21 protein-coding genes are annotated in these 21,007 nt (G+C 67.5%); 6 read left to right on the top strand and 15 right to left on the bottom strand.

Annotated elements, in window-relative coordinates:
* Positions 1-23 precede the first annotated feature (23 nt).
* Together RBB34_RS03360 and RBB34_RS03355 are read right to left on the bottom strand one after the other, a co-directional pair.
* Positions 24-695, bottom strand: coding sequence for a TetR/AcrR family transcriptional regulator C-terminal domain-containing protein (locus tag RBB34_RS03360; RefSeq protein ID WP_306117773.1), 672 nt, complete (start codon positions 693-695; stop codon positions 24-26).
* Between the two features lie 86 nt (positions 696-781).
* Positions 782-1,525: a pyridoxine 5'-phosphate synthase gene (locus RBB34_RS03355; RefSeq protein ID WP_306117772.1), complete on the bottom strand. Its 744-nt coding sequence runs from the start codon at positions 1,523-1,525 to the stop codon at positions 782-784.
* Positions 1,526-1,641: 116 nt separating this feature from the next.
* On the opposite strand from RBB34_RS03355, the gene RBB34_RS03350 reads away from it, so the two are divergent.
* Together RBB34_RS03350 and RBB34_RS03345 are read left to right on the top strand one after the other, a co-directional pair.
* The gene (locus tag RBB34_RS03350) at positions 1,642-2,415 is read left to right on the top strand and encodes an STAS/SEC14 domain-containing protein (protein ID WP_306117771.1); all 774 of its coding nucleotides are present in this window, start codon (positions 1,642-1,644) and stop codon (positions 2,413-2,415) included.
* Positions 2,416-2,457: 42 nt separating this feature from the next.
* Positions 2,458-3,333, top strand: coding sequence for a hypothetical protein (locus RBB34_RS03345; RefSeq protein ID WP_306117770.1), 876 nt, complete (start codon positions 2,458-2,460; stop codon positions 3,331-3,333).
* Between the two features lie 13 nt (positions 3,334-3,346).
* On the opposite strand, the gene RBB34_RS03340 is transcribed toward RBB34_RS03345, so the two are convergent.
* Genes RBB34_RS03340 through ilvN form a run of 3 tightly spaced genes read right to left on the bottom strand, consistent with a single transcriptional unit; the run spans position 3,347 to position 5,830 of the window.
* Positions 3,347-4,474 carry an ATP-dependent RecD-like DNA helicase gene (locus tag RBB34_RS03340; protein ID WP_306117769.1) on the bottom strand — a complete coding sequence of 376 codons (1,128 nt, stop codon included), beginning with the start codon at positions 4,472-4,474 and terminating at the stop codon, positions 3,347-3,349.
* A 51-nt stretch (positions 4,475-4,525) separates the two neighbouring features.
* Positions 4,526-5,239, bottom strand: coding sequence for a tyrosine-protein phosphatase (locus RBB34_RS03335; RefSeq protein ID WP_306117768.1), 714 nt, complete (start codon positions 5,237-5,239; stop codon positions 4,526-4,528).
* A gap of 18 nt (positions 5,240-5,257) precedes the next feature.
* Complete coding sequence (gene ilvN / locus RBB34_RS03330) at positions 5,258-5,830, bottom strand: acetolactate synthase small subunit (protein ID WP_306117767.1); 573 nt, start codon at positions 5,828-5,830, stop codon at positions 5,258-5,260.
* A 181-nt stretch (positions 5,831-6,011) separates the two neighbouring features.
* Here ilvN and RBB34_RS03325 point away from each other — a divergent pair, with 181 nt between their 5' ends.
* Positions 6,012-6,716, top strand: a complete 705-nt coding sequence (locus RBB34_RS03325; RefSeq protein ID WP_306117766.1) for a hypothetical protein — start codon at positions 6,012-6,014, stop codon at positions 6,714-6,716.
* A 189-nt stretch (positions 6,717-6,905) separates the two neighbouring features.
* Complete coding sequence (locus RBB34_RS03320; protein ID WP_306117765.1) at positions 6,906-7,367, top strand: hypothetical protein; 462 nt, start codon at positions 6,906-6,908, stop codon at positions 7,365-7,367.
* A gap of 51 nt (positions 7,368-7,418) precedes the next feature.
* Here the strand turns inward: RBB34_RS03320 and RBB34_RS03315 are convergent, their stop codons facing one another.
* Positions 7,419-8,339, bottom strand: coding sequence for a DMT family transporter (locus RBB34_RS03315; protein ID WP_306117764.1), 921 nt, complete (start codon positions 8,337-8,339; stop codon positions 7,419-7,421).
* 21 nt (positions 8,340-8,360) lie between these two features.
* On the bottom strand, positions 8,361-10,160 hold the full coding sequence (locus RBB34_RS03310) for an acetolactate synthase 3 large subunit (RefSeq protein WP_306117763.1): 1,800 nt from the start codon (positions 10,158-10,160) through the stop codon (positions 8,361-8,363).
* 297 nt (positions 10,161-10,457) lie between these two features.
* On the opposite strand from RBB34_RS03310, the gene RBB34_RS03305 reads away from it, so the two are divergent.
* Entirely contained in the window at positions 10,458-12,398 is a 1,941-nt protein-coding gene (locus tag RBB34_RS03305; RefSeq protein WP_306117762.1) for a DUF87 domain-containing protein, read from the top strand.
* Here RBB34_RS03305 and RBB34_RS03300 read toward each other — a convergent pair.
* Entirely contained in the window at positions 12,322-13,119 is a 798-nt protein-coding gene (locus RBB34_RS03300; RefSeq protein ID WP_306117761.1) for a GGDEF domain-containing protein, read from the bottom strand. The two genes, RBB34_RS03305 and RBB34_RS03300, sit on opposite strands and share 77 nt — an antisense overlap.
* A 213-nt stretch (positions 13,120-13,332) precedes the next feature.
* Positions 13,333-14,247 (bottom strand): tRNA (adenosine(37)-N6)-dimethylallyltransferase MiaA, encoded by a 915-nt coding sequence (miaA, locus tag RBB34_RS03295; protein WP_306117760.1) that lies wholly within the window; start codon positions 14,245-14,247, stop codon positions 13,333-13,335.
* A gap of 57 nt (positions 14,248-14,304) precedes the next feature.
* On the opposite strand from miaA, the gene serB reads away from it, so the two are divergent.
* On the top strand, positions 14,305-15,189 hold the full coding sequence (gene serB / locus RBB34_RS03290) for a phosphoserine phosphatase SerB (RefSeq protein WP_306117759.1): 885 nt from the start codon (positions 14,305-14,307) through the stop codon (positions 15,187-15,189).
* Between the two features lie 78 nt (positions 15,190-15,267).
* Here serB and RBB34_RS03285 read toward each other — a convergent pair whose 3' ends face one another.
* From RBB34_RS03285 to RBB34_RS03260, 6 genes are all read right to left on the bottom strand, one after another.
* Positions 15,268-16,776 carry a Do family serine endopeptidase gene (locus RBB34_RS03285; protein ID WP_306117758.1) on the bottom strand — a complete coding sequence of 503 codons (1,509 nt, stop codon included), beginning with the start codon at positions 16,774-16,776 and terminating at the stop codon, positions 15,268-15,270.
* Between the two features lie 156 nt (positions 16,777-16,932).
* On the bottom strand, positions 16,933-17,124 hold the full coding sequence (locus tag RBB34_RS03280; protein ID WP_306117757.1) for a DUF2065 domain-containing protein: 192 nt from the start codon (positions 17,122-17,124) through the stop codon (positions 16,933-16,935).
* A gap of 14 nt (positions 17,125-17,138) precedes the next feature.
* Positions 17,139-18,071, bottom strand: a complete 933-nt coding sequence (locus tag RBB34_RS03275) for a protease modulator HflC (protein WP_306117756.1) — start codon at positions 18,069-18,071, stop codon at positions 17,139-17,141.
* Complete coding sequence (hflK, locus tag RBB34_RS03270; protein ID WP_306117755.1) at positions 18,071-19,225, bottom strand: FtsH protease activity modulator HflK; 1,155 nt, start codon at positions 19,223-19,225, stop codon at positions 18,071-18,073. The genes RBB34_RS03275 and hflK overlap by 1 nt, the downstream gene beginning before the upstream one ends.
* A gap of 329 nt (positions 19,226-19,554) precedes the next feature.
* Positions 19,555-20,139 carry a dihydrofolate reductase gene (locus RBB34_RS03265; protein WP_306117754.1) on the bottom strand — a complete coding sequence of 195 codons (585 nt, stop codon included), beginning with the start codon at positions 20,137-20,139 and terminating at the stop codon, positions 19,555-19,557.
* The gene (locus RBB34_RS03260; RefSeq protein WP_306117753.1) at positions 20,136-20,930 is read right to left on the bottom strand and encodes a thymidylate synthase; all 795 of its coding nucleotides are present in this window, start codon (positions 20,928-20,930) and stop codon (positions 20,136-20,138) included. The genes RBB34_RS03265 and RBB34_RS03260 overlap by 4 nt, the downstream gene beginning before the upstream one ends.
* Positions 20,931-21,007 lie beyond the last annotated feature (77 nt).

Here is a 21,007-nt window from a genome sequence, read left to right as displayed (position 1 = left end):
TAAAGCTCCGTTCGCGTGTCAGGTCAAAGGGTCTGCTCGGTGCCGTAAAGGCGGAAGAACTGGTCGACGGCCACGCCGACATGGCCGGCAATGGCTGCATCGCCGGTGGTCGCGGGCACGCTCTCGCCGAGCATCAGACGCACATGCATGTCGCGCACCACGAGCCCGTACAACGTGTCGAAGGCCGCCTGGGTGTCGTCAAAGCGCAGATGTCCGGCGCGCCGGCCCGCCTCGAGCAACGCCTTGGCGCGCGCGGCCACCGCATGGCGCCCGCGCGCCACCAGAAGATCGCCCAGCCGCGAGCCCTCGCGGCTCGCCTGCCCGATCGCCAGCCGGTTGAGCGCCAGCGATGTCGGCCCGGACAGCACGGTCAGCAGATCGACGCCAAAGGCGACCAGATCGGCCCGGAAGCTCTCGGCCGGCCGCTGCGCGCCGCTGCCGGCGGGCGCAACGCGCACCTTGGAGGCCTGATAGGAGATCATCGCCGCCAGGACGCCCTCGCGATCGCCGAACCATTTGTAAAGGCTCTCCTTGGAGCAGTTGGCCGCCCGCGCCAGCCCGGCCGTGGTGATCGCCTTTTCGCCGCCCTCGACCAGAAGGCCGAGCGCCGCTTCCAGCACCTCCTGCTGGCGCGGCGTGTACTGCTCCTCGGCCATGGGGCCATCGCCGCCAAGGCATTCTGATTCGTCTGACATGCGGATGTGTCGGCTCATGGATCTTCCCCTGTCACCTCTTAGTACCGTACGGTACGGTACTGTGTCAAGCGGCGCTTGCGCCCGCTTCAGCCAAGAACCGTCAGGAAACGCCTGACGGCGCCCGCCATGCCGAATTCGAGCGCATCGGCCGTCAGCCCGTGCCCGATCGACACCTCGGCGAGATCGGGCACACGCCCGACCAGCCCCGGAAGGTTGTCGACGGTCAGGTCGTGACCGGCATTGACGCCGAGCCCGGCGGCCCGTGCCGCATCGGCGGTCTCGCCCAGGAGCGCGAGCTGCCGCGCCGCCCCGGTCGCATCGTCATAGCATGCGCCATAGGGGCCGGTATAGAGCTCGATCCGGTCGGCGCCGGTGGCCCTTGCGGCGGCGACGCCCGCCTGCCCCGCATCGGGATCGCAGAACAGCGACACGCGCATGCCGCCGCGCTTGAGCCGCGCCACCGTCCGGGTCAGGAAATCGGCATGGGCGGCAAAGTCCCAGCCATGGTCCGATGTCGCCTGCGCCGGATCGTCGGGAACCAGGGTCACCTGTTCGGGTTGGTGTTGCTCGACCAGCGCGAGAAACTCCTCGGACGGATAGCCCTCCACATTGAACTCGGCATCGGAAAACCCATCGTCGAGCAGCGCGCGCAAGGCCGGCAGGTCCGCAAAGCGCACATGGCGCTGGTCGGGGCGCGGATGCACGGTCAGCCCGTGTGCGCCGGCCTCCAGCGCGATCCGGCCCAGACGGGTCACCGACGGCCAGGGCAGATCGCGCCGGTTGCGCAACAGCGCGACGGCATTGAGGTTGACGGAAAGTCGTGTGGCCATGGTCAGCCGATCCCCGCAAAGGCTTTTTCCGGTTGATATAGCGCAATGCCGCCCCGCGCCAGCCATAGGATTTTTCGCTCAATTGATTGCCGTGAAATGCGTTCCTGGAGACATTCATGATCGTTGTTGAGGAGCTGTCGCCCGGCGTGATTTCGCTGGATGTGACCGGACGGCTCGAAAAGACCGATATCGAGCACGCCATCACCGAACTCGAAGCGGCGCGCGAGGCTCATGAAAAGATCAGCCTCGTGGTCGATCTGACCGGCTTTGCCGGCATGACGGCCGAGGCGCTGATCGCCGATCTGCGCTACGGCTTCTCCCAGATCAACGAACTGGACCATTACCAGCGCATCGCCGTTCTTACCGGCCATGAATGGATCGAGACGCTGATCTGGCTCGAGGGCAAGGTGTTCCGCTCGCTCGACATTCGCTGCTTCAAGCCAGACGAGCGCCAGCGCGCCCGCGCCTTCGCCAATGGCATGCAGGTGCCGCCCGCCGCGCGCAAGCCGGCGATCGTGCGCGTGCCGACCGACCGCGCCGACATGCTGGCCTTCAGGATCACCGACAAGGTGCGCACCGCCGACGCCAAGGCGGTCATGGGCTTCCTGTCCGATGCCTACCAGCGTCACGAGCGCATCGACCTTATGGTCATCGTCGACGAATTCGAGGGCTTCGAGCCGAAAATGCTGTTCGAGGGCGCAACCTGGAGCACCAAGGGATCGAGCCTGTCGCATGTGCGCCGCTATGCGATCGTGGGCGGCCCCGCGGCGCTGCGGTCGACGGCGAGCTTCATGGGCGCGTTCATGCCCGTCGAGATCAAGGCCTTCGAGCGCGATGAGGAGGACGCGGCCTGGAAGTGGCTCAATGCCGGCCCGCTGCTCGCCGCTTGAACGCGCCGCACGCCCGTCATAGGGCTGATGCGCCAACGCTCCATGACCCGACTGACCGTCACCGATTCGCTGTGTCTGCCCGGCGACCCTGCCCGTCCCAATGAGGATCGCGTGGGCCACACCGGCACGTGCGCCTTTGTCATCGACGGCGCCACCGGCCTTGGCGGGTCGGTCGCCGGCAGCGCCGAGGGCACCGACGCGGCCTGGCTCGCCGCCTTCGCCGCCGCGCACCTGAAGGCCGGCCTCGCCGCCGATCCGGACGCCGATATCGGCGCGCTTGTCGCCCGCACAAACGCTGCCGCGCGCGCCCATCTGACAGACCGCACCGATCTTGGCGCGCTCGAACGCTGGGCCTGGCCCGTCGCCGGTTTCCTGCTGGCGCGGATGGAGGGCCCTTCGCTCGCCGCCCACGGCCTGGGCGATTGCGTGCTGTTCCTCGCCGGCGCCGATGGCCCGGCCCGGCGCCACTGCCCGCTCGGCGACAACCACGCCCGCGAGGCCGAAGACGCCCGCGCGGCGATCGCCCGGCGCGGCGGCCTCCGGGGCGGCCATGCCGCCGAGGGCGACGCGATCGAGCAGCAGCGTCAGCGCGCGCTGCGCGCCCGCTACAACACGCCCGGCGGCCCGCTCTACACGCTCGGACTGGTGCCCGAGGCCGGCGCCCATGTCGTCCGCGCCGCATGGCCGGTCGCCGCGCCGGCGCGCGGCATCGTGTGCACCGACGGCTTTGCCGCCCTCGTCGACCGCTATCGCCGCTATACGCCAGGCAGCCTGATCGACGCGGCCAGCGACGTCGGCCTTGCCGCCCTCGGCAAGGAACTGCGCGCCATCGAGCGCGTCGAGGATCCCGAAGGGCACATCTATCCGCGCATGAAGGTGTCCGACGACGCCGGCGCCGTCCTGTTCACCCTCACTTGACGCCTGTTCACCCTCACTTGACGATCGTGAGCCGCTCGGCCGCCCGCGTGATCGCCGTATAGAGCCAGCGCTCGCGCATGTCGCGAAAGGCGAAGCTCTCGTCGAAGACCATCACATCGTCCCATTGCGAGCCCTGCGCCTTGTGCACGGTCAGCGCGTAGCCGAAGTCGAAATCGTCGAACCGGCGCTTGAGCTGCCAGGCGATATCGGCATCGGGGTCCTCGAAGGCCGCCTTGAGCAGCCGGATCTTGGCGACACCGCGATCGGTGTCGCCGTCATCGGGCGCCACCAGCAGGTTTATGCCGGGCTTGGACGTCTGCTTGGACGCGGTCATCACCTTCCACAGCGAGCCGTTCAGCAGCCCCTTGGCAGGATCGTTGCGCAGGCAGACCAGCTTGTCGCCGGCCTGCGGATAGGGTCCCTCGAAACCTGCCAGCTCGCGCAGGCGCTGATTGTAGCGCCGCCGCGTGCGGTTGATGCCCACGAGCACCTGGTCGGCCCGGGTGACCATCTCGGTTTCGAGCTCCGACTTGCCGATGATGCGCGCCGTGCCGTAGTCGCCATGCATCAGCTCCCGCCCCTCGCGCACGTCCATCGCCATGCGCACGATCGGGTTTTCCGCAGCCTGGCGGTGGATCTCGGTCAGAAGGAAGTCGGGTTCGGCGTCGGTGAAGAAGCCGCCGCCGGAGATCGGCGGCAATTGCCCCGGATCGCCCAGCACCAGCACCGGCGTGCCGAAGCTGAGAAGATCGCGCGCCAGTTCCTCGCCGACCATCGAGCATTCGTCGACAATGACCAGGCTGGCACGCGCAATGTCCGAACGCCGGTTGAGCGCGAAGGTCGGCGCGAAGCCCTTCTTGCCGGTGATCTCGTCCTCGACCTCCTCCTCGCCGCGCGGCCTGTAGATCAGCGAGTGGATCGTCTTGGCGTTCGCGGCACCCTTGGCGCGCATCACCTGCGCCGCCTTGCCGGTGAAGGCGGCGAACTGCACCTCGCCATCGACCCCTTCGGCGAAATGCCGCGCCAGCGTGGTCTTGCCCGTGCCGGCATAGCCGAACAGGCGGAACAGCGGGCTGTCGCCGCGCTTGAGCCAGTCGGCCACGGCCACCAGGGCTTCGTCCTGCTGCGCAGAAAGCTGCATGGGCAGGGTCTACGGGATTCGAGCGCTGCGCGCCATAGATTGCGGCCGCCGCTATTCGCGGTTGAGCACCCGCTCGACGACGAAATTGCCCAGCCGGCTGGCATCGAACTCTTCCATGATCCGGCCCTTGTCGTATTCGGTGTGCAACCAGTCGCGAAAGCCGATGCCCCGCGCCGCATGCGCGCGCCCAAAGGCGGCGATGAAGGCGTCGAGCACGCCCGTCTTGGCCCGCCGGATGTGCAGATAGCGCAGCGAGAGCTGCCGCGCGGCCTCATCGGGTGGCCGCCCCTCCCACAGAAGATAGAGAGCGGCGCCCAGCCCGGCCCGGTCGGCACCCGACTTGCAGTGCATCACGAGCGGCCGCTCGGCCGTCTCGAACACCTCGAACAGCGCCTCCACCTCCTCGGGCGTCGGCGGCATGCGCGAATAAAGGCGCGCATCGACGAGCCGCATGCCCAGTTCGGCGCAGATCTCCTTTTCGAGTACGTACGAGCCCCACAAGGACGGTCCGCGCAGATTGACCACGGTGCGGATGCCGCGCCTTTGAAGGTCCCTGAACTGGACCGGCGAAGGCTGGTTCGACCGCCACACGCCCGGCGCGAACTCGTGCAGATTGCGCCAGCCGAGCCGCAGCACGCCATGATCGAACATCATCATGTCGAAATGCGCACTGAAGCGATTGGCCGGCAGCGAAAGGTCGCGCATCCAGCCCTCGCGCCAGCGGTCCTGGCGCTGGCGAAAGGCGTCCTTGAAGGCTTCGATCACGGCATCACGCGCGGCGCCCTACATCGCCTCGGGTCCGCGCCGCATGGCGGCCACGCCCGTCCGGCACACCTCGACGATGCCGAGCGGCGCCATGATGGCGATGAACTGCTCGACCTTGTTGGTCCGCCCGGTCAACTCGAAGACGAAATGGTCGACATTGGCGTCGATCACATTGGCCTTGAAGGCGTCGGCCAGCCGCAGCGCCTCGAGCCGGTTCTCGCCCGTGCCGCGCACCTTGACCATGGCCAGTTCGCGCTCGAGCGGTTTCTCGTAGCCCTCGTGATGGGCGATCACGGTCAGGTCCGTCACCCGGTGCACGGGCACCATGCGTTCGAGCTGGTTGCGGATCTGTTCGAGCACCTGCGCCGTGCCGCTGGTGACGATGGTGATGCGCGAAAGGTGCTTTTCGTGCTCGGTCTCCGAGACGGTCAGGCTCTCGATATTGTAGCCGCGCCCCGAAAACAGCCCGATCACCCGCGCCAGCACGCCCGGCTCGTTGTCGACCAGCACCGACAGGGTGTGCCGTTCGGGAGCCTGGGTGTCGCGGGTGATGAAATAGGCCGAGGCCGGCGCTGTCTGCGAATTTGCCATTGCTGCGGTCCGATGCGTCAAAGCCGTTCATTGGCAGGGATTGGCCGGGCGTTCAAGTCGGCCCGGTCAACTGGCGCTGAACCTTTGCCCGTTTCGCGAATTACCCGCCAAGAGGGGCAGGAACGCGCCCCTTGGAAAGCCGGAGCCAGGCTCCGCCAGCAGGAATTCATCGGAGGAGACGATGCGCAAGGCACTCAGGACGACCGCCAGCGTCATGGCGCTGACCCTCGTGGCCCGAACCGCCACCGCCCAGCAGACCGACACCGGTCAGATGGTGCGCGACGCATGTCGCGACATCATGGACCGCGGCGGCGCGCAGGTCGAAACCGGCCAGATGCAGAACGGATCGAACACCGCGACCATCATCAATGTCTGCCGGGACATCCTGGCCGAGGCGGGCGATGGCAACGGGCAGCAGACCTCGCTGCGCGAGGATGCCGGCGTCCAGCCGGGCGAGACGATCCCCCAGGACGTGCCGGACTACAATGCCGAGACGGACGCGACTGTGTCGGCCGACGCGATGATGGACGAGTTCGAACCGCTCGACGCAATGGACGATCCCACCGAGCAGGTCCGCGAGGCGACCGAGCAGGGTGAGATCGACCAGGCCGACACGCAGCAGGCCGCCGCGGCCGAAGGCACCAATCGCGACATCGACATGCAGGCTTCCGAAGGCACGGTGGCAAGCCGCTACCAGCCCCTCGATGGCGGCGCCGAGGATCCCGACGCGGTGATGACGGCGCCGGGCGCCGGTGACACCGAAGTCGCCGAAGGCACCATCGCCGAACGTTACGAGCCCATCTACGACGAGCAGGAGGAGCGCGAGAGGGCCGACCGGGCCGATGGCGAAACCGACATGAGCGAAGGCGCCATTGCCGAGACCTAAGACGATTTCGACGAGACGATCGATCCCGCCGACGCCGCCAAGGCCGAGGGCGACCGACAGCTCGAGGACCCCGGGAACGGCCAGCAGACCGCCGCCAAGGACCCGGCAAGGGCCGAACCGGATGACGAGCCCATTCCAGCCGAGCGAAGCCAGACCGGACTGGCGCCCGACGATGCCGGCGAGGACGCCATGGCCGCCGATAACGGTGAGCAGACGGCCGATGCGCAGCAGGGCGAGGACGCGCAGGCCGATCAGCGCCAGCAGGCGCGCCGGGCCTTCGCGCTCGCCCAGGCCGTCATGCCCTATGTGCGCTTTACCGGGTGGCGGCGCACGCAGGAAGCCGACAGCGCCTTTGTCTTTGCCGGCCGCAACCGGTTCACCAACTGGCCGACCGCCGTCTACATGACCGCCGACGGTTCGATCACCGAGATCAGGGAGCGCATTCCGCTGCGCGCCGTCCCGCGCGACCTGCGCCGCGATATCGGCGAGGAGATCAGCGGCCTGCGGGTGTCGTCGGTCGAGCGCAGCCTGCGCGAGGACTTCGATGTCTACTACGAGTTCGACGCCGTCCTGCGCTCGGGCCGGCCGGTCGAGGTCGAAATCCGTGCCGATGGTGAGGACTTCACGCTCAGTTCGGCCGTCAACAACTGACGGCGTTCAGCCGTGATCGCAAGCGCCCGGCGGCATGGCTGCCGGGCGTTTTCATTGCTGCGGTGCGACCGGCACCCGGCCCGCGCGCCCCGCGCCGATGCGCGCGACGACAAGGCCCGCCACGATGCAGCCAAGCGCCAAGACGGCGCCGAACCCCGGCCGCTCGCCCGCGAGCCCCACGCCGATGATAAAGCCCGCCACCGGCACCAGCAGGTTGATCTGCCCGAAGAACGATGCACCCTGGCGCTCGATGAGCGCGAACATCAGGAAGGCCCCGCCGGCCGTGGGCATGACGCCCAGCGCGGCCAGCGCGGCAAGCGAATCGCGCGATGGCGAAGCGGAGAACGGCGCCTCGACGATGAAGGCAAGCACCGCCGAAAACAGCACCGACCAGCATGTGAGCATGACGAAGAAGGCGATCGGCGGCCGATGCACCAACCGCTTGACCAAAAGCGCGTTGACGCCATAGCTGGTCGCCGCGCCCAGAAGCGCCAGTTGCCGCCAGACATCGCGGCCCAGCCCGTCGCGCAGCGCCGGCCAGAACAGGATTGCAAGACCCACAAGGCCAAGCAGCACACCGAAAACCTTCGGTCCGCTGAGCTTCTCGTCGGGCGTCGCGAAATGCGCCAGCACGATGACCACAAGCGGCATAAGACCCATCAGGATCGCCGCCAGCCCGCTGTCGACCACGGCAACGCCCCAGTTGATCGCGGTGAACGGGACCACCGTACCGGTCAACGCGCAGGCGGCGATCAGGACATGCTCGCCCATGCTGGGACGGAACCATCGCGTGCCGATGACGAAAGCGACCGCAACAAAGCACCCGAACGCGATCGCCTGGCGCAGCGCGGTCAGCGTAAGCGGGTCGAAATCGGCGACCGCGATCTTCGATAACAGGAACGCACTGCCCCAGATCAGCGACAGCGTGCCCAGAAGTGCATAGTCGGCCGGCCCCGGCGCCGGCCGGTTCATGGCTCGTGCCGAAAGGCGGGATCAGACAAGGGCCTTGCCTTCCGCGCCGATCGCATTGGCGACGGCCTCGTCTGTGGCCTCGTCCGGCAGCAGCATCTCGTTATGCGCCTTGCCCGACGGGATCATCGGAAAGCAGTTCGTCAGCGCCGAGACCACGCAATCGAAGATGACCGGCTTGTCGATCTCCACCATCTCGGCGATCGCCTCGTCGAGATCGCCCGGCTTCTGGCAGCGTATGCCGTGCGCCCCGTAGGCCTCGGCCAGCTTGACGAAATCGGGCATGGCCTCGGTGTAGGAGTGCGAGCGCCGGTTGCCGTGCAGCAATTGCTGCCACTGGCGCACCATGCCCATGTACTGGTTGTTGAGGATGAAGATCTTGATCGGCGTCATGTACTGGATCGCCGTCGACATCTCCTGGATGTTCATCTGGATCGAGGCATCGCCCGCAATGTCGATGACGAGCGCGTCCGGGTGGGCGATCTGCACACCCAGCGCCGCCGGCAGGCCGTATCCCATCGTGCCCAGCCCGCCCGACGTCATCCAGCGATTGGGCTTTTCGAAACCGAAGTACTGCGCCGCCCACATCTGGTGCTGGCCGACCTCGGTGGTGATGAAGGTATCCCGGCCCGATGCGCGCGTCGCCTCGTAGAGTCGCTGGATGGCGTATTGCGGCATGATCACCGCATCCGAATTGGTATAGGCCAGGCAGTTGCGCGCCTTCCACTTGCCGATCTGCTCCCACCAGGGCGCATGCGCCTTGCGGTCCGGCCCGTGCCCGCCATCGCGCCAGGCTTCGAGCAGGGCCTCGAGCACATGGGCGACATCGCCGACGATGCCGACATCGGTATGCACGACCTTGTTGATCGAGGACGGGTCGATGTCGATATGGATCCTGCGCGAGCCCGGCGAGAACTTGTCGACGCGGCCGGTGATGCGATCGTCGAAGCGCGCCCCGATATTGATCATCAGGTCGCAGTCGTGCATGGCCATGTTGGCTTCATAGGTGCCGTGCATGCCCAGCATGCCGATCCAGTTCTCGCCCGAGGCCGGATAGGCGCCAAGGCCCATCAGCGTCGAGGTGATCGGAAATCCGGTTGCCGCGACCAGCTCGCGCAGCAGCGCGCTCGCCCTGTCGCCCGAATTGATGACGCCGCCGCCCGAATAGATGACCGGCCTTTTTGCCTGCGCCATCAGCGAGACGGCCTGCGCGATCGCGTTCGGATCGGCGTCGAGCCTTGGCTGGTAGCTGATCCGTTCATGGGCGATGTCCGGGCCGCGATACGTGCCGGTGGCGAACTGCACGTCCTTGGGGATGTCGACGACCACCGGACCCGGCCGGCCGGTCTGGGCGACACGGAACGCCTCGTGCAGGATGCGTGCGAGATCGTCGACGTTCTTGACCAGCCAGTTGTACTTGGTGCACGGCCGGGTGATGCCGACCGTGTCGCACTCCTGAAAGGCGTCCGAGCCGATCAGCGTCGTCGGCACCTGGCCGGTGATGCAAACCAGCGGCACCGAATCCATCAGCGCATCCTGCAGCGCGGTCACGGTATTGGTCGCGCCCGGCCCCGATGTCGCCAGAACCACGCCCACCCTGCCGGTCGAGCGCGCATAGCCCTCGGCCGCATGCCCGGCGCCCTGCTCGTGCCGCACCAGAACGTGCTCGACGTCCTCCTGCTGGAAGATCTCGTCATAGATGGGCAGGACGGCGCCGCCGGGATAGCCGAAGATGTGCTTGACGCCATTGTCCCTGAGCGCCTCGATCACCATCTCCGCGCCCGTCATCTGCCTGTCCGCTTGTGTCTGGGGTCTGGCGTCCATGTCACTGTTCCCGTCTCGGCTGGGCGTCCCTTGGGGACGTTGTCATACAATCGATCGTGATTAAGGCAACAAAAAAGGCCCCCTGGGGAGCCTTGGTCGAACGCGCATGGGTGGTCTCGCCCGGTGGCTACGCCACCTTGCCCATGCGCGGTCCTACGATAAGCGACATCGAGATCATGAGCCGTATTTAGCATGTCGCCGCGCCCGGTCAACCGTCCTGCGCCGGTAACCGTATCGCGTAGCCATTCCTTAACCGCGTGCGGGTAGCCTCACCCGGCTAAAAAGGGATCGGCTCTCATGTACCGCGACACCAGCCCCGGTCCGGCCCAGACGAGCGGAACGGAGGGAACCGATCCGCGGACGCTGCGTCGCAACCGGACCCAGGGCCACGTCATCGAGTGCGACGGCACCCGCGCGGTGATCAGCGCCGTCATGCCGCCGGACGATTCGCTGAGCGCCGACTACTGGGCGGTCGGCACGCTGATCACCATCCGTTCGCAGTCGCTGCGCACGGTGGGCATGCTCTACAGGATCGACACGCCCGACGGCGACTGGTCCAACGACGGGCCCAACCGCCTGCACGTGCATGTCGAACTTGTCGGCGAGATCCGCGATGATGCGGCCGGCAAGCCTGTCTTTCTTGGCGGGCTGTCGGCCTATCCGCATCTTGGCGCGATCGCCCACCGCATCCGCAGCGACGATCTCAAGGCCATCTTCGCCAATACCGACAAGACCGCCGTCAGCCTTGGCGAACTGTCGCAGAACCGCGACGTGCCGGCCATGCTGTCGATCGACCAGCTCATCTCACGCCACTTCGCCGTGGTCGGCACGACCGGCGTCGGCAAGTCGACGGCGGTGTGCCTTCTGGTGCGCAAGATCGTCAGGACGCGCCCGGATCTGGGCATATTGCTTCTCGATCCGCACAACGAGTTCGCCTCCGCCTTCCCCGACATTTCCGAGACGATCAGCGACACCTCCCTGGACCTGCCATTCTGGATCTTCCGGCTCGAGGAATTCGTGGAGGTGCTCTTCCGCGGCCGCCGGCCCGATCCCGAAGAGGTCGATATCCTGCGCGACATGATCCCGCTGGCCAAGCAGCGCTTCCGCGGTGACGCCTCGACCACCCTGCGCAAGCCCCGGCGCGGGCAGTCGCTGACCGCCGACACGCCGATCCCCTATCGCATCGCCGATCTTCTGGCGCTGATCGACGAGCGCGCCGGCCAACTCGACCAGCGCGACGCGCGCGCCCATCTCAAGGCCCTTTCGGCCCGCATCAACTCGATCGTGCACGACCCGCGCTACCACTTCATGTTCGCCAACCGCGCGATCGTGGACAACTTCGCCGACGTGCTTGCCCACATCTATCGCGTGCCCGCCAATGGTCGCCCGGTGACCATCTTCCAGCTCAACGGGCTGCCTTCGGAAGTCGTCAACGCGGTCGTCAGCGTGCTGTGCCGGCTGGCCTTCGACCTGTCGGTCTGGTCGAACGCGCGGGTGAAGACGCTGGTCCTGTGCGAGGAGGCGCACCGCTACATTCCCGCCGATCCCGATGCCGGCTTCGGGCCGACGCGGGCCGCCATTGCCCGCATCGCCAAGGAGGGGCGCAAATACGGCGTCAGCCTGGGCATCGTCACCCAGCGTCCCAGCGAGGTCGATGCGACCATCCTGTCGCAATGCTCGACCATGCTCTCCATGCGGCTGAGCAACGATGCAGACCAGGAAATCATGCGCAAGGCGATCTCGGGCGCCTCGCGCTCCTATATCGGCTTTCTGCCCTCGCTCGCCAACCGCGAGGCCATCAGCTTCGGCCAGGCGGTCACGACGCCGATGCGCATGATGTTCGAAGCGGTGCGCGAGGCCGAACTGCCCGGCAATCACCTGTCGACCGACACCGGCGGCGCCGACGAGCCGGTCGACCTTAATGCCATTCTCAAGGTGATGCGCGATCCGGGCGCCAACGAGGCGGCCGACACGGCCTATGAATTGGAGGAAGCCTGCGCACCAATCGACGACCAGCGGCCCTCCCTGCCCGCGGACGGCCCTGCTCCCGCTCGGCCGGCGGCCGAGGCGGGTGGGCGCGAGGCCCTTTTCACCTATGAGGGTCCCTTGCGTCGACAGTCCGATCAGCCCGAGGCCCGCAACGTGCGCTCGGGCCGGCGCTTCACCGACCCGCCTGCGCCCGACCGGACCGGGCCGTCCGGTTCGAGCCGGGAGTTGATAAGCCGGTTCCGAAAATAGGCTGGGCCGGCGCGGCGGGCCTGGCCGTTTCGCTGGCCTGGCCGGTGGATGCGACCCGGTTGCGGCCGCCGCTCTTTGCCGCATACAGGTTCTCGTCGGCGCGCTTGATCAGCGCCTGGGCGTTCTCACCGCCGTCCCAGACGGCGATGCCGAAGCTGGCCGTGATCGGCACCCGGGTCTCCTTGAGCACGACCGGCAGATCGGCGATCGCCGCCCGGATCCGCTCGGCGATGCGTTGCAGGGCCGGCGCATCGGTGTTGGGCAGGATGACGGCGAACTCCTCACCGCCGATCCGCGCAAGCACGTCGTGATAGCGCGTGTGCTGCAGGAGGCAAAGCGAGACCGCGCGCAACACCATATCGCCGCCATCGTGCCCGTAGGTATCGTTGACCTGCTTGAAATGGTCGATATCGAGGATCAGCATCGCCAGCGGCCGGTCGATGGATCCGAACTCGCGCATGAACTCGCCCAGCGCGTCGTCGAAGTAGCGCCGGTTCTGCAGACCGGTCAGCGGGTCGGTCAGCGCGGCCTCCATGTACGACCGGCTCTCGCGCGCCAGCCGACCCCGCTCATGGGCGTCGCGCCTGATGACCGGGTAGAGCCAGGCCAGGCCGAACAACACCGCCGCGATCAACACGATCGTGACAAAGCGTGACAGGATGACCGGCAGCCCCGCCGGATCGGTCCAGGCGCCGGGCCCGCCGGGCCAGGGTCCGCTCACGATGTCCGCGACGAACCATGAAGCGACCGCGGCCACACCAAGGGCCGTAACATAGGCCAGAATCCCCAATTCCGCACGACTGAGACGCATCATGCCCTTCACTGCAACCACTGCATCACGGACTACAACCACCGCGTAAAGGAAGCGTGCACCGGCCGTTGAAATCGCACCGGGCCGGTCAACGATCGGGTAGCCATCCGCAGCGGTTTTCCTTCAGCCCGGACAGGGCGGCGAAGACGCCGTTGGCGGCTCGCCCGCCATCACCACCTGCCAGTCCGAGCCGCCCTGATTGCGCCACCAGCTCATCTGGCGCTTGGCATATTGACGCGTGGACGCCGTCAGCCGGGCGAGCGCTTCGGTCCTGTCGATGTGCCCGTCGGCCAGCGAGCCCAGTTCGCGCACCCCGATCGCCTTCATGGCCGGCAGGTTCGGGTCGAGCCGCATGGCGCGCAGCCGCTGCACCTCCTCGATCCCGCCCGATTCGATCATCGCCGCCGCGCGGGCGGCGATCCGCCGATGCAGTTCCGAGCGCTCCGGCAGCAGCAGATGACGCGTCGCGATCGCCGCGCGGTCGATCACAGCTGTCCCGGCCCGGCTTTGCCACTGCGCGATCGATCGACCGGTCGCCTCCAGCACCTCGAGCGCGCGCACGATCCGCTGCCCGTCGCCGGGCTCGAGCGTGGCCGCGACACCGGGGGCGCGGCTGGCCAGCAAGGCATGCAGCGCCGGCGCGCCGCGCTCGGCCAGGGTCGCCCGCCACCTCGCGCGCAGATCGGCCGGAACGTGGGGGATCGGCGACAGGCCCTCGGTCAGCGCCCGGAAATAGAGCCCCGTGCCGCCGACGAACACCAGCGGCAGGTCGGCCGGCAGATCGGCCAGCAGCGCGGCGACATCGCGCGCCCAGCGCCCGGTCGAATAGGCCACGGCAGGCGAGACATGCCCGTAAAGATGATGGGGCACGCGCGTCAGCGCCCTGCCATCGGGCCGCGCCGTGACGATGCGCAAAACGTCATAGACCTGCATGGCATCGGCATTGACGATATGGGCGCCCGAGCGCTCTGCGAGCGCCAGCGCATGGCGCGACTTGCCGCTCGCCGTCGGCCCCGCTATCAGGGTGATCGATCGCATCGTCCCTTCCGAGCGCCCCTGCCCGCCAGCGCGGCGCGCCTGCCAGTTTCTTCGCCCATGTCCCACATCGTCACCCTGATTGCCAATCCCGCGCGGCCGGTTCTCGACGCGGCGCTCGCTGCCCGCGCCGCCGACGCCATCGGCGCCCGCGCCATGGACTGGCTCGCACCGGGGATCGCCGTCGATCTGTCCGTCGATCGCCCGGCGGCCGGCATCGACGCGCTGACGGAGGCGCTGGGCGCGGCGCCCGTCGATCGCGTCGTCCAGCCGGCCGACGCTACCGGCCGCCGCAAGAAGATGCTGCTCGCCGACATGGATTCGACCATGATCGGCCAGGAGTGCATCGACGAACTGGCCGCCGAAGCGGGGATCAAGGACAAGATCGCGGCCATCACGGCGCGCGCCATGGCCGGCGAGATCGCCTTCGAGGGCGCCTTGCGCGAGCGCGTGGCGCTGCTCGAAGGTCTGCCGGCGACGGTCATCGACCATGTCATCGCATCGCGCATCGCGCTCGCCCCCGGCGCCAGGGAACTGGTCGCGACCATGCGCGCCAATGGCGCATGGTGTGCGCTGATCTCGGGCGGCTTCACCGATTTCACGGCCCGGATCGCCGAGCAGGTCGGCTTTGACGAGCACCGGGCCAACCGGCTGGTGCACAAGGACGGCCGGCTGTCGGGCACCGTCCACGAGCCGATCCTGGGCCGGCAGGCCAAGGCCGAGGCGTTGCTGGACATCGCGGCGCGACACGGGCTCACGCCGGCCGATGCCATCGCGGTGGGTGACGGCGCCAACGATCTGGGCATGCTGGAACTGGCCGGTTTCGGCGTTGCCATGCACGCCAAGCCGGCCGTCGCCGAACAGGCCGCCATGCGCGTCGATCATGGCGACCTGACGGCGCTCCTGTACATTCAGGGCTATCGGGCCGACGAGATCGTGGGCTGACGATGCGGCGCTGCGGTGGCCTCGCCCACGGCGCCGCCCCTCACCGTGACGCGGCAAGACCGGGAGGGCGACGCCCTCCTAATCGATGCGGATCGTCACGAAGCGCAGCGCGCCGTCCGAACCGGCCAGCATCAGCAGCGCATTGCGCCGGTCGCTCTCGCGCAGTTTCTCGATCGCTTCTTCGACCTCGGCCGGCGTGGACACCGCTTCCTGGGCGATCTCGACGATCACCTCGCCGGCGCTGACATCCTTGTTGTCGGCGGCCGAGCCGGGCTCGACTTCGGTGATGACGACGCCGCCGGTCACCTCGTCGCTGATCGAGAACTCTTCGCGGCGCGCCTCGTCGAGTTCGGCCAGCGTCATGCCGAACATCTCGATGGTCGCTTCCTCGTCCTGGCCCGTGGGCTCGGTGGCCAGCGCCAGCCGCTCGCCATCCTCGAGCCGGCCGAGCGTGACGTTGACGGTCTGCTCCTCGCCATCGCGCAGAACGACCACCTCGACTTCCTTGCCGACCGGCGATTCGGCCACCACGCGCGGCAGTTCGCGCATGGATTCGACTGGCTTGCCATCGAACTCGATGATGACATCGCCGGGCTCGATGGAGCCGTCATCGACCGGGCCGCCCTCGATGACGCCGGCGACCAGGGCACCTTGCGCCATCTCCATGCCCAGGCTCTCGGCGATGTCGTCGGTGACCTCCTGGATGCGCACGCCCAGCCAGCCGCGCCGGGTCTCGCCGAATTCGCGAAGCTGGTCGATGACATTCATGGCAAGGTCGGCGGGAATGGCAAAGCCGATGCCGATCGACCCGCCGGTGGGCGAGATGATCGCCGTGTTGATGCCGATCACCTCGCCATCCATGTTGAACAGCGGGCCGCCCGAATTGCCGCGATTGATCGCCGCATCGGTCTGGATGAAATCGTCATAGGGGCCCGAATTGATGTTGCGACCGAAGGCCGAAACGATGCCCGCGGTCACCGATCCGCCAAGGCCGAACGGATTGCCGATGGCCAGAACCCAGTCGCCCACGCGCATGGCGTCGGAATCGCCGAACGGAACCTCGTCCATGTCCGGATTGCCGGACGGATCGACCTTCAGCACCGCGATGTCGGTCTTGGGGTCGCGGCCGAGCACCTCGGCTTCCAGCGTGGTGCCGTCATTGAAGTTGACGGACACCTCGTCGGCCTCCGCGATCACGTGGTTGTTGGTGACGATGATGCCCTCGTCGGCATCGATCACGAAGCCCGAGCCCAGCGACTGCACGCGGCGCTGGCCGCCGCCCCTGTCATTGCCGTCGGGAAGGCTGTCGAAGAACTCGTCGAAGAACTCCTGGAACGGGGAGCCGTCGGGCAGTTGCGGCCGCGGCACGTTCCGCTCGCCGCCAGAGATGTTCTGCGCGGTCGAGATGTTGACGACCGAATCGATCAGCCGATCGGACAGGTCGGCAAGCGATTGCGGCCCCGATTGCGCCGCGGCCGTACCCTGCGACGTGAACGGAACGAAGCCGGGCTGAACCCCTACCAGTCCGGCCAGTGCAAGGGTGACTGCGACGGTGCCAAGGCGCGCCGCGACGCTTTTCGCTCGCATATGAAGAACCTCCACGCTACGCCCGGCGGGCGTTGTTTCGCTCATCTCGTCCATGGGCGGCAAATAAGGCCGCAATTGGCCATGGCGACCTGCCGCTCACGCCATTGTTACGCTGGCCGCCCCGATGCGAGGGACGCCGCCCCACCCCGCGCCGGGCTACATGACGGCGCGGGCGAACCAGACCACGCCCAGACCGATGGCCGCCGAGGCCAGCCCCGCAATGCGCAGCATGTCGTCGGGCGCGGTCCGCAGGAACTCGCCGATGCGGCGGCCCAGATGCGGGAACGCGCCGTAGACGATGCCCTCGATGACGAGCACCAGTCCCAGCGCGGTCACCAGATCGGCCATGTGCGCTTCGCGATCTACTGCGGCGATGCCTGCGTGGGCCGGGGAGCCGGCTCGCGGCCCTGCGCGTCCTGGAAGAACTGGAAGAACTCCGAATCCGGCGACAGGACCATGGTCGTGGCGCCGTCGTCCTGGGCGAGCGCGCGCTGATAGGCGATCATCGAGCGATAGAACTCGAAGAACTCCGGATCGCGCGTGAAGGCCTCGGCGAAGATGCGGTTGCGCTCGGCATCGCCCTCACCGCGAAGGATCTCGGATTCGCGGCGCGCCTCCGACAGGATCTCGATCACCTGGCGGTCGGCGACGGCACGGATGCGCTGGGCGTTCTCGCGGCCACGGGCGCGGATGCGCTCGGCCTCGGCCAGACGTTCGGCGGTCATCCGGTCGAAGGTCTGCTGGGAGACCTCGGCCGTCAGGTCGGTGCGCACGATACGCACGTCCTCGATGGTCAGGCCAAGCTGCTGGGCGTCCGGCCGCAGCAGATCGCGCACCTCGGCCATCATCTCGGCGCGCTCCTCCGACAGCGCCGCCTCGAAGCCGCGCAGGCCGTAGACCCGGCGCAGGGCCGCGTCGAAACGCGTGCGAAGACGCGCCGCCGCCGAGTTGAGATCACCGGAGACCTGTTCGCGGAAGCGCCGGGCATCGGTGATCTGAAAGGTCAGGAACGCGTCGACCTCGTAGAAGCGGCCGCCGGACACCTGCACCGGCGGGCTGTCGACCAGGTCGAGCCGCAACAGGCGATCCTCGATGATCTGCACCGTGTCGAAGCCGGCGAAGGCGAATGGCGCCTTGAAGTAAAGGCCCGGCTCGGTGCGCACGTCCTGAATCTCGCCGAAGCGCAGCACGATCGCCTGTTCGCGCTCATTGACCACGAACACCGATGCATAGATCAGCACCAGGATCAGGCCGAGTACGAATGCGATGATCGGAATGCGGTTACCCTTGAACATTATTGCGTTCCTCCGCCCTGGGCCGTCTGCCGGCGGTTCTGGATTTCGGGCAGCGGCAGATAGGGCACCACGCCCGTTCCCTGGCCGTCCTCGTCCATGATGACCTTGTTGGAATTGCCGAGCACGCCTTCCATCGTCTCCAGGAACAGGCGCTTGCGGGTGACGTCGGGCGCAAGGCGATACTGCTCGTAGATCGACACGAAGCGCTGCGCCTCACCTTCGGCCTCCTGCACGACCTGGGTCGCATAGGCGGCCGCTTCCTCGCGGATCTGCGCGGCCTCACCGCGAGCCTGACCCAGTTGCTGGTTGGAGTACTGATTGGCTTCCTCGCGGAAGCGGTCCTCGTCCTGTTCGGCGCGCTGGACTTCCTCGAACGCGTCGGCCACTTCGCGCGGCGGTGCCGCGTCCTCGATCGACACCGTGTTGATCTGGATGCCCGCGCCATAACTGTCCAGCGTGGACTGCATCGACGTCCGCACCTCGTCGGCGATCGCCGCACGGTTGTCGCGGAACACGTCCTGGGCCGGCCGCCGGCCGACGATCTCGCGCATGGCGCTCTCGGCGACCTGGCGGACCGCATCGTCCGGGCCGGCGACGTTGAACAGATAGGCTTGCGGATCGATCACCGAGTAGAGCACCGAGAACTGCACGTCGACGATGTTCTGGTCGCCCGACAGCATCAGGCCCTGCGACCCGCTGCGGCCGGTGCCGGCGCCAACCTGGATCTGCTTTTCGACGATCTGCACCTTCTCGACCGTCTCGATTGGCCAGAAATGGAAGTGCAGCCCCGGATTGGACAACTCCTGCTTCGGCTCGCCGAACAGCAATTCGACCGCACGCTCGTCGGTGTCGACCTGATAGAAGGCCTGCAGCCCGTAAAGGACGAGCGCACCTGCGATCAAAAGGCCGATGAGCAAACGTCCGCCACCGCCGCCACCGCCGGGCATCATGCGCTTGAGCCGGTCCTGGCCCTGGCGAATGATGTCCTCAAGGTCCGGCGGCTGACCGCCGCCGCCGGGGCGCTGGGGTCCGCGCGGGCCGCCGCCCTGTCCCCAGGGGCCGCCGCCACCGCCGCCGCCCCACGGACCGCCATTGTTGCCGCCGCCGCCGCCCCACGGGCCGCCGCCGCCGCCGTTTTGATTGCTCCAGGGCATTCATTACCTCTCGAACCGGAAGAACTGAGAGCGTCGACAATGTGTCTTGGCCCGACGCGTCTGGCCTCGTTATAGGAACCGGCCGACGGGCTTTCAACGCACTGCGCCGCGAATTCCGATTTGTCGCAGCCTGTGCCGGGGCGCGCCACAAGCGCCCGTGGCCCCTGACAGTGGCCCCTGACAAGTGCCATATATGCGGCCGCAGGCACGCGCGGCGATGACGGCCAAAGGGCAGCGGGCACGATTGCCCGGCCGGCGCAGGATGCGGCCGATCCGCCCGGCCTGCCCCATCGCGCACAAGCGCCCCCTTGGGCGCATGCCGGAACCACCTATTGACGAGGCGACGGGGGCGGATCCCTGTCCGTCTGGCTGCGCCTTTCATAGACCACGTAGCGCGTTGCGTGGCTGTCCTTTTCGCCCGCGGGCACGTCGTCGGCCCGGATCACCCGCCAGTCCTCGTAGGCGACCTTGGGGAAATGCGTGTCGCCGGCGACATCCGAATCCACATGGGTGATGTGCAGCACATCCGCCATGTCGATCGCCTGCGCGTAGATCTCGCCCCCGCCCGCGATGAAGATCGTGTCCGGCGCCTCGGCATCGGGGTCGTCCGGGTCGGGTTCGAAGCTCTCCAGATGCGCGCTGGCCAACTCGACCGCCGCGCCGAGCGAGCGCACCGCCATCGCGCCCTGGGCCTCCCAGTCGTGATCGCGCGTGACGACGATGTTCAGCCGGCCCGGCAGCGGCTTGCCGATCGATTCGAACGTCCTGCGCCCCATGATCACCGGGTGGCCCAGCGTCAGCGCCTTGAAGCGCTTCAGATCGGTCGGCAGATGCCAGGGCATGTCGCCATTACGGCCGATCACCGCGTTCTTCGCCACCGCGGCGACGATGGCAATTGTCGCCCCCGCGCTCACACCGCCACCGGTGCCTTGATGTGCGGGTGCGGATCGTAGCCGGCGATCTGGAAGTCCTCGAAACGAAACCCGGAGATGTCGCGCACCGGGCGCGTGATCGTCAGCCTCGGCAGCGGCCGCGGCTGGCGCGCAAGCTGGGTTTCGACCTGCTCGAAATGGTTCGCGTAGATGTGCGCGTCACCCAGCGTGTGCACGAAATCGCCGACCGCGAGATCGCAAACATGGGCGATCATGTGCGTCAGGAGCGCATAGGAAGCGATGTTGAACGGCACGCCCAGAAAGATGTCCGCCGAGCGCTGATAGAGCTGGCACGACAGCCGGCCCTCGGCGACGTGAAACTGGAACAGGCAATGGCACGGCGGCAGCGCCATGCTGTCGATCTGGGCCGGGTTCCATGCGCTGACGATGTGCCGGCGCGAGTTCGGGTCGGTGCGGATACCCTCCACGAGCCTTGCGATCTGGTCGATCGAACCGCCATCGGGCGTCGGCCAGGAACGCCATTGCGCGCCGTAGACGGGGCCGAGCTCGCCGTTCTCGTCGGCCCATTCGTCCCAGATCGACACGCCGTTGTGCTTCAGAAAGGCGATGTTGGTCTCGCCGCGCAGGAACCATAACAGCTCGAAGACGATAGAGCGAAGATGCAGCTTCTTGGTGGTGACGAGCGGGAAGCCGGCGCCAAGGTCAAAGCGCATCTGGTGACCGAAAATGCCGCGCGTGCCGGTGCCGGTCCGGTCGGGCCGGTCGACGCCGGTCTCCATCACCAGCCGCATCAGATCATGGTATTGCTGCATGGCCGCACATTCGCCGATTCCGGCCCGCCCGTCCATCGGCGCTCGCAGAGCCTGGCAGTTATGCCCCGAAACGGCCC

The organism is Roseitalea sp. MMSF_3546, assembly GCF_030732865.1.
In the GTDB taxonomy this organism is placed as follows: domain Bacteria; phylum Pseudomonadota; class Alphaproteobacteria; order Rhizobiales; family Rhizobiaceae; genus Roseitalea.
Note: the sequence above shows the minus strand (reverse complement) of the source record. Positions and strands in the feature narration are given on the sequence as shown.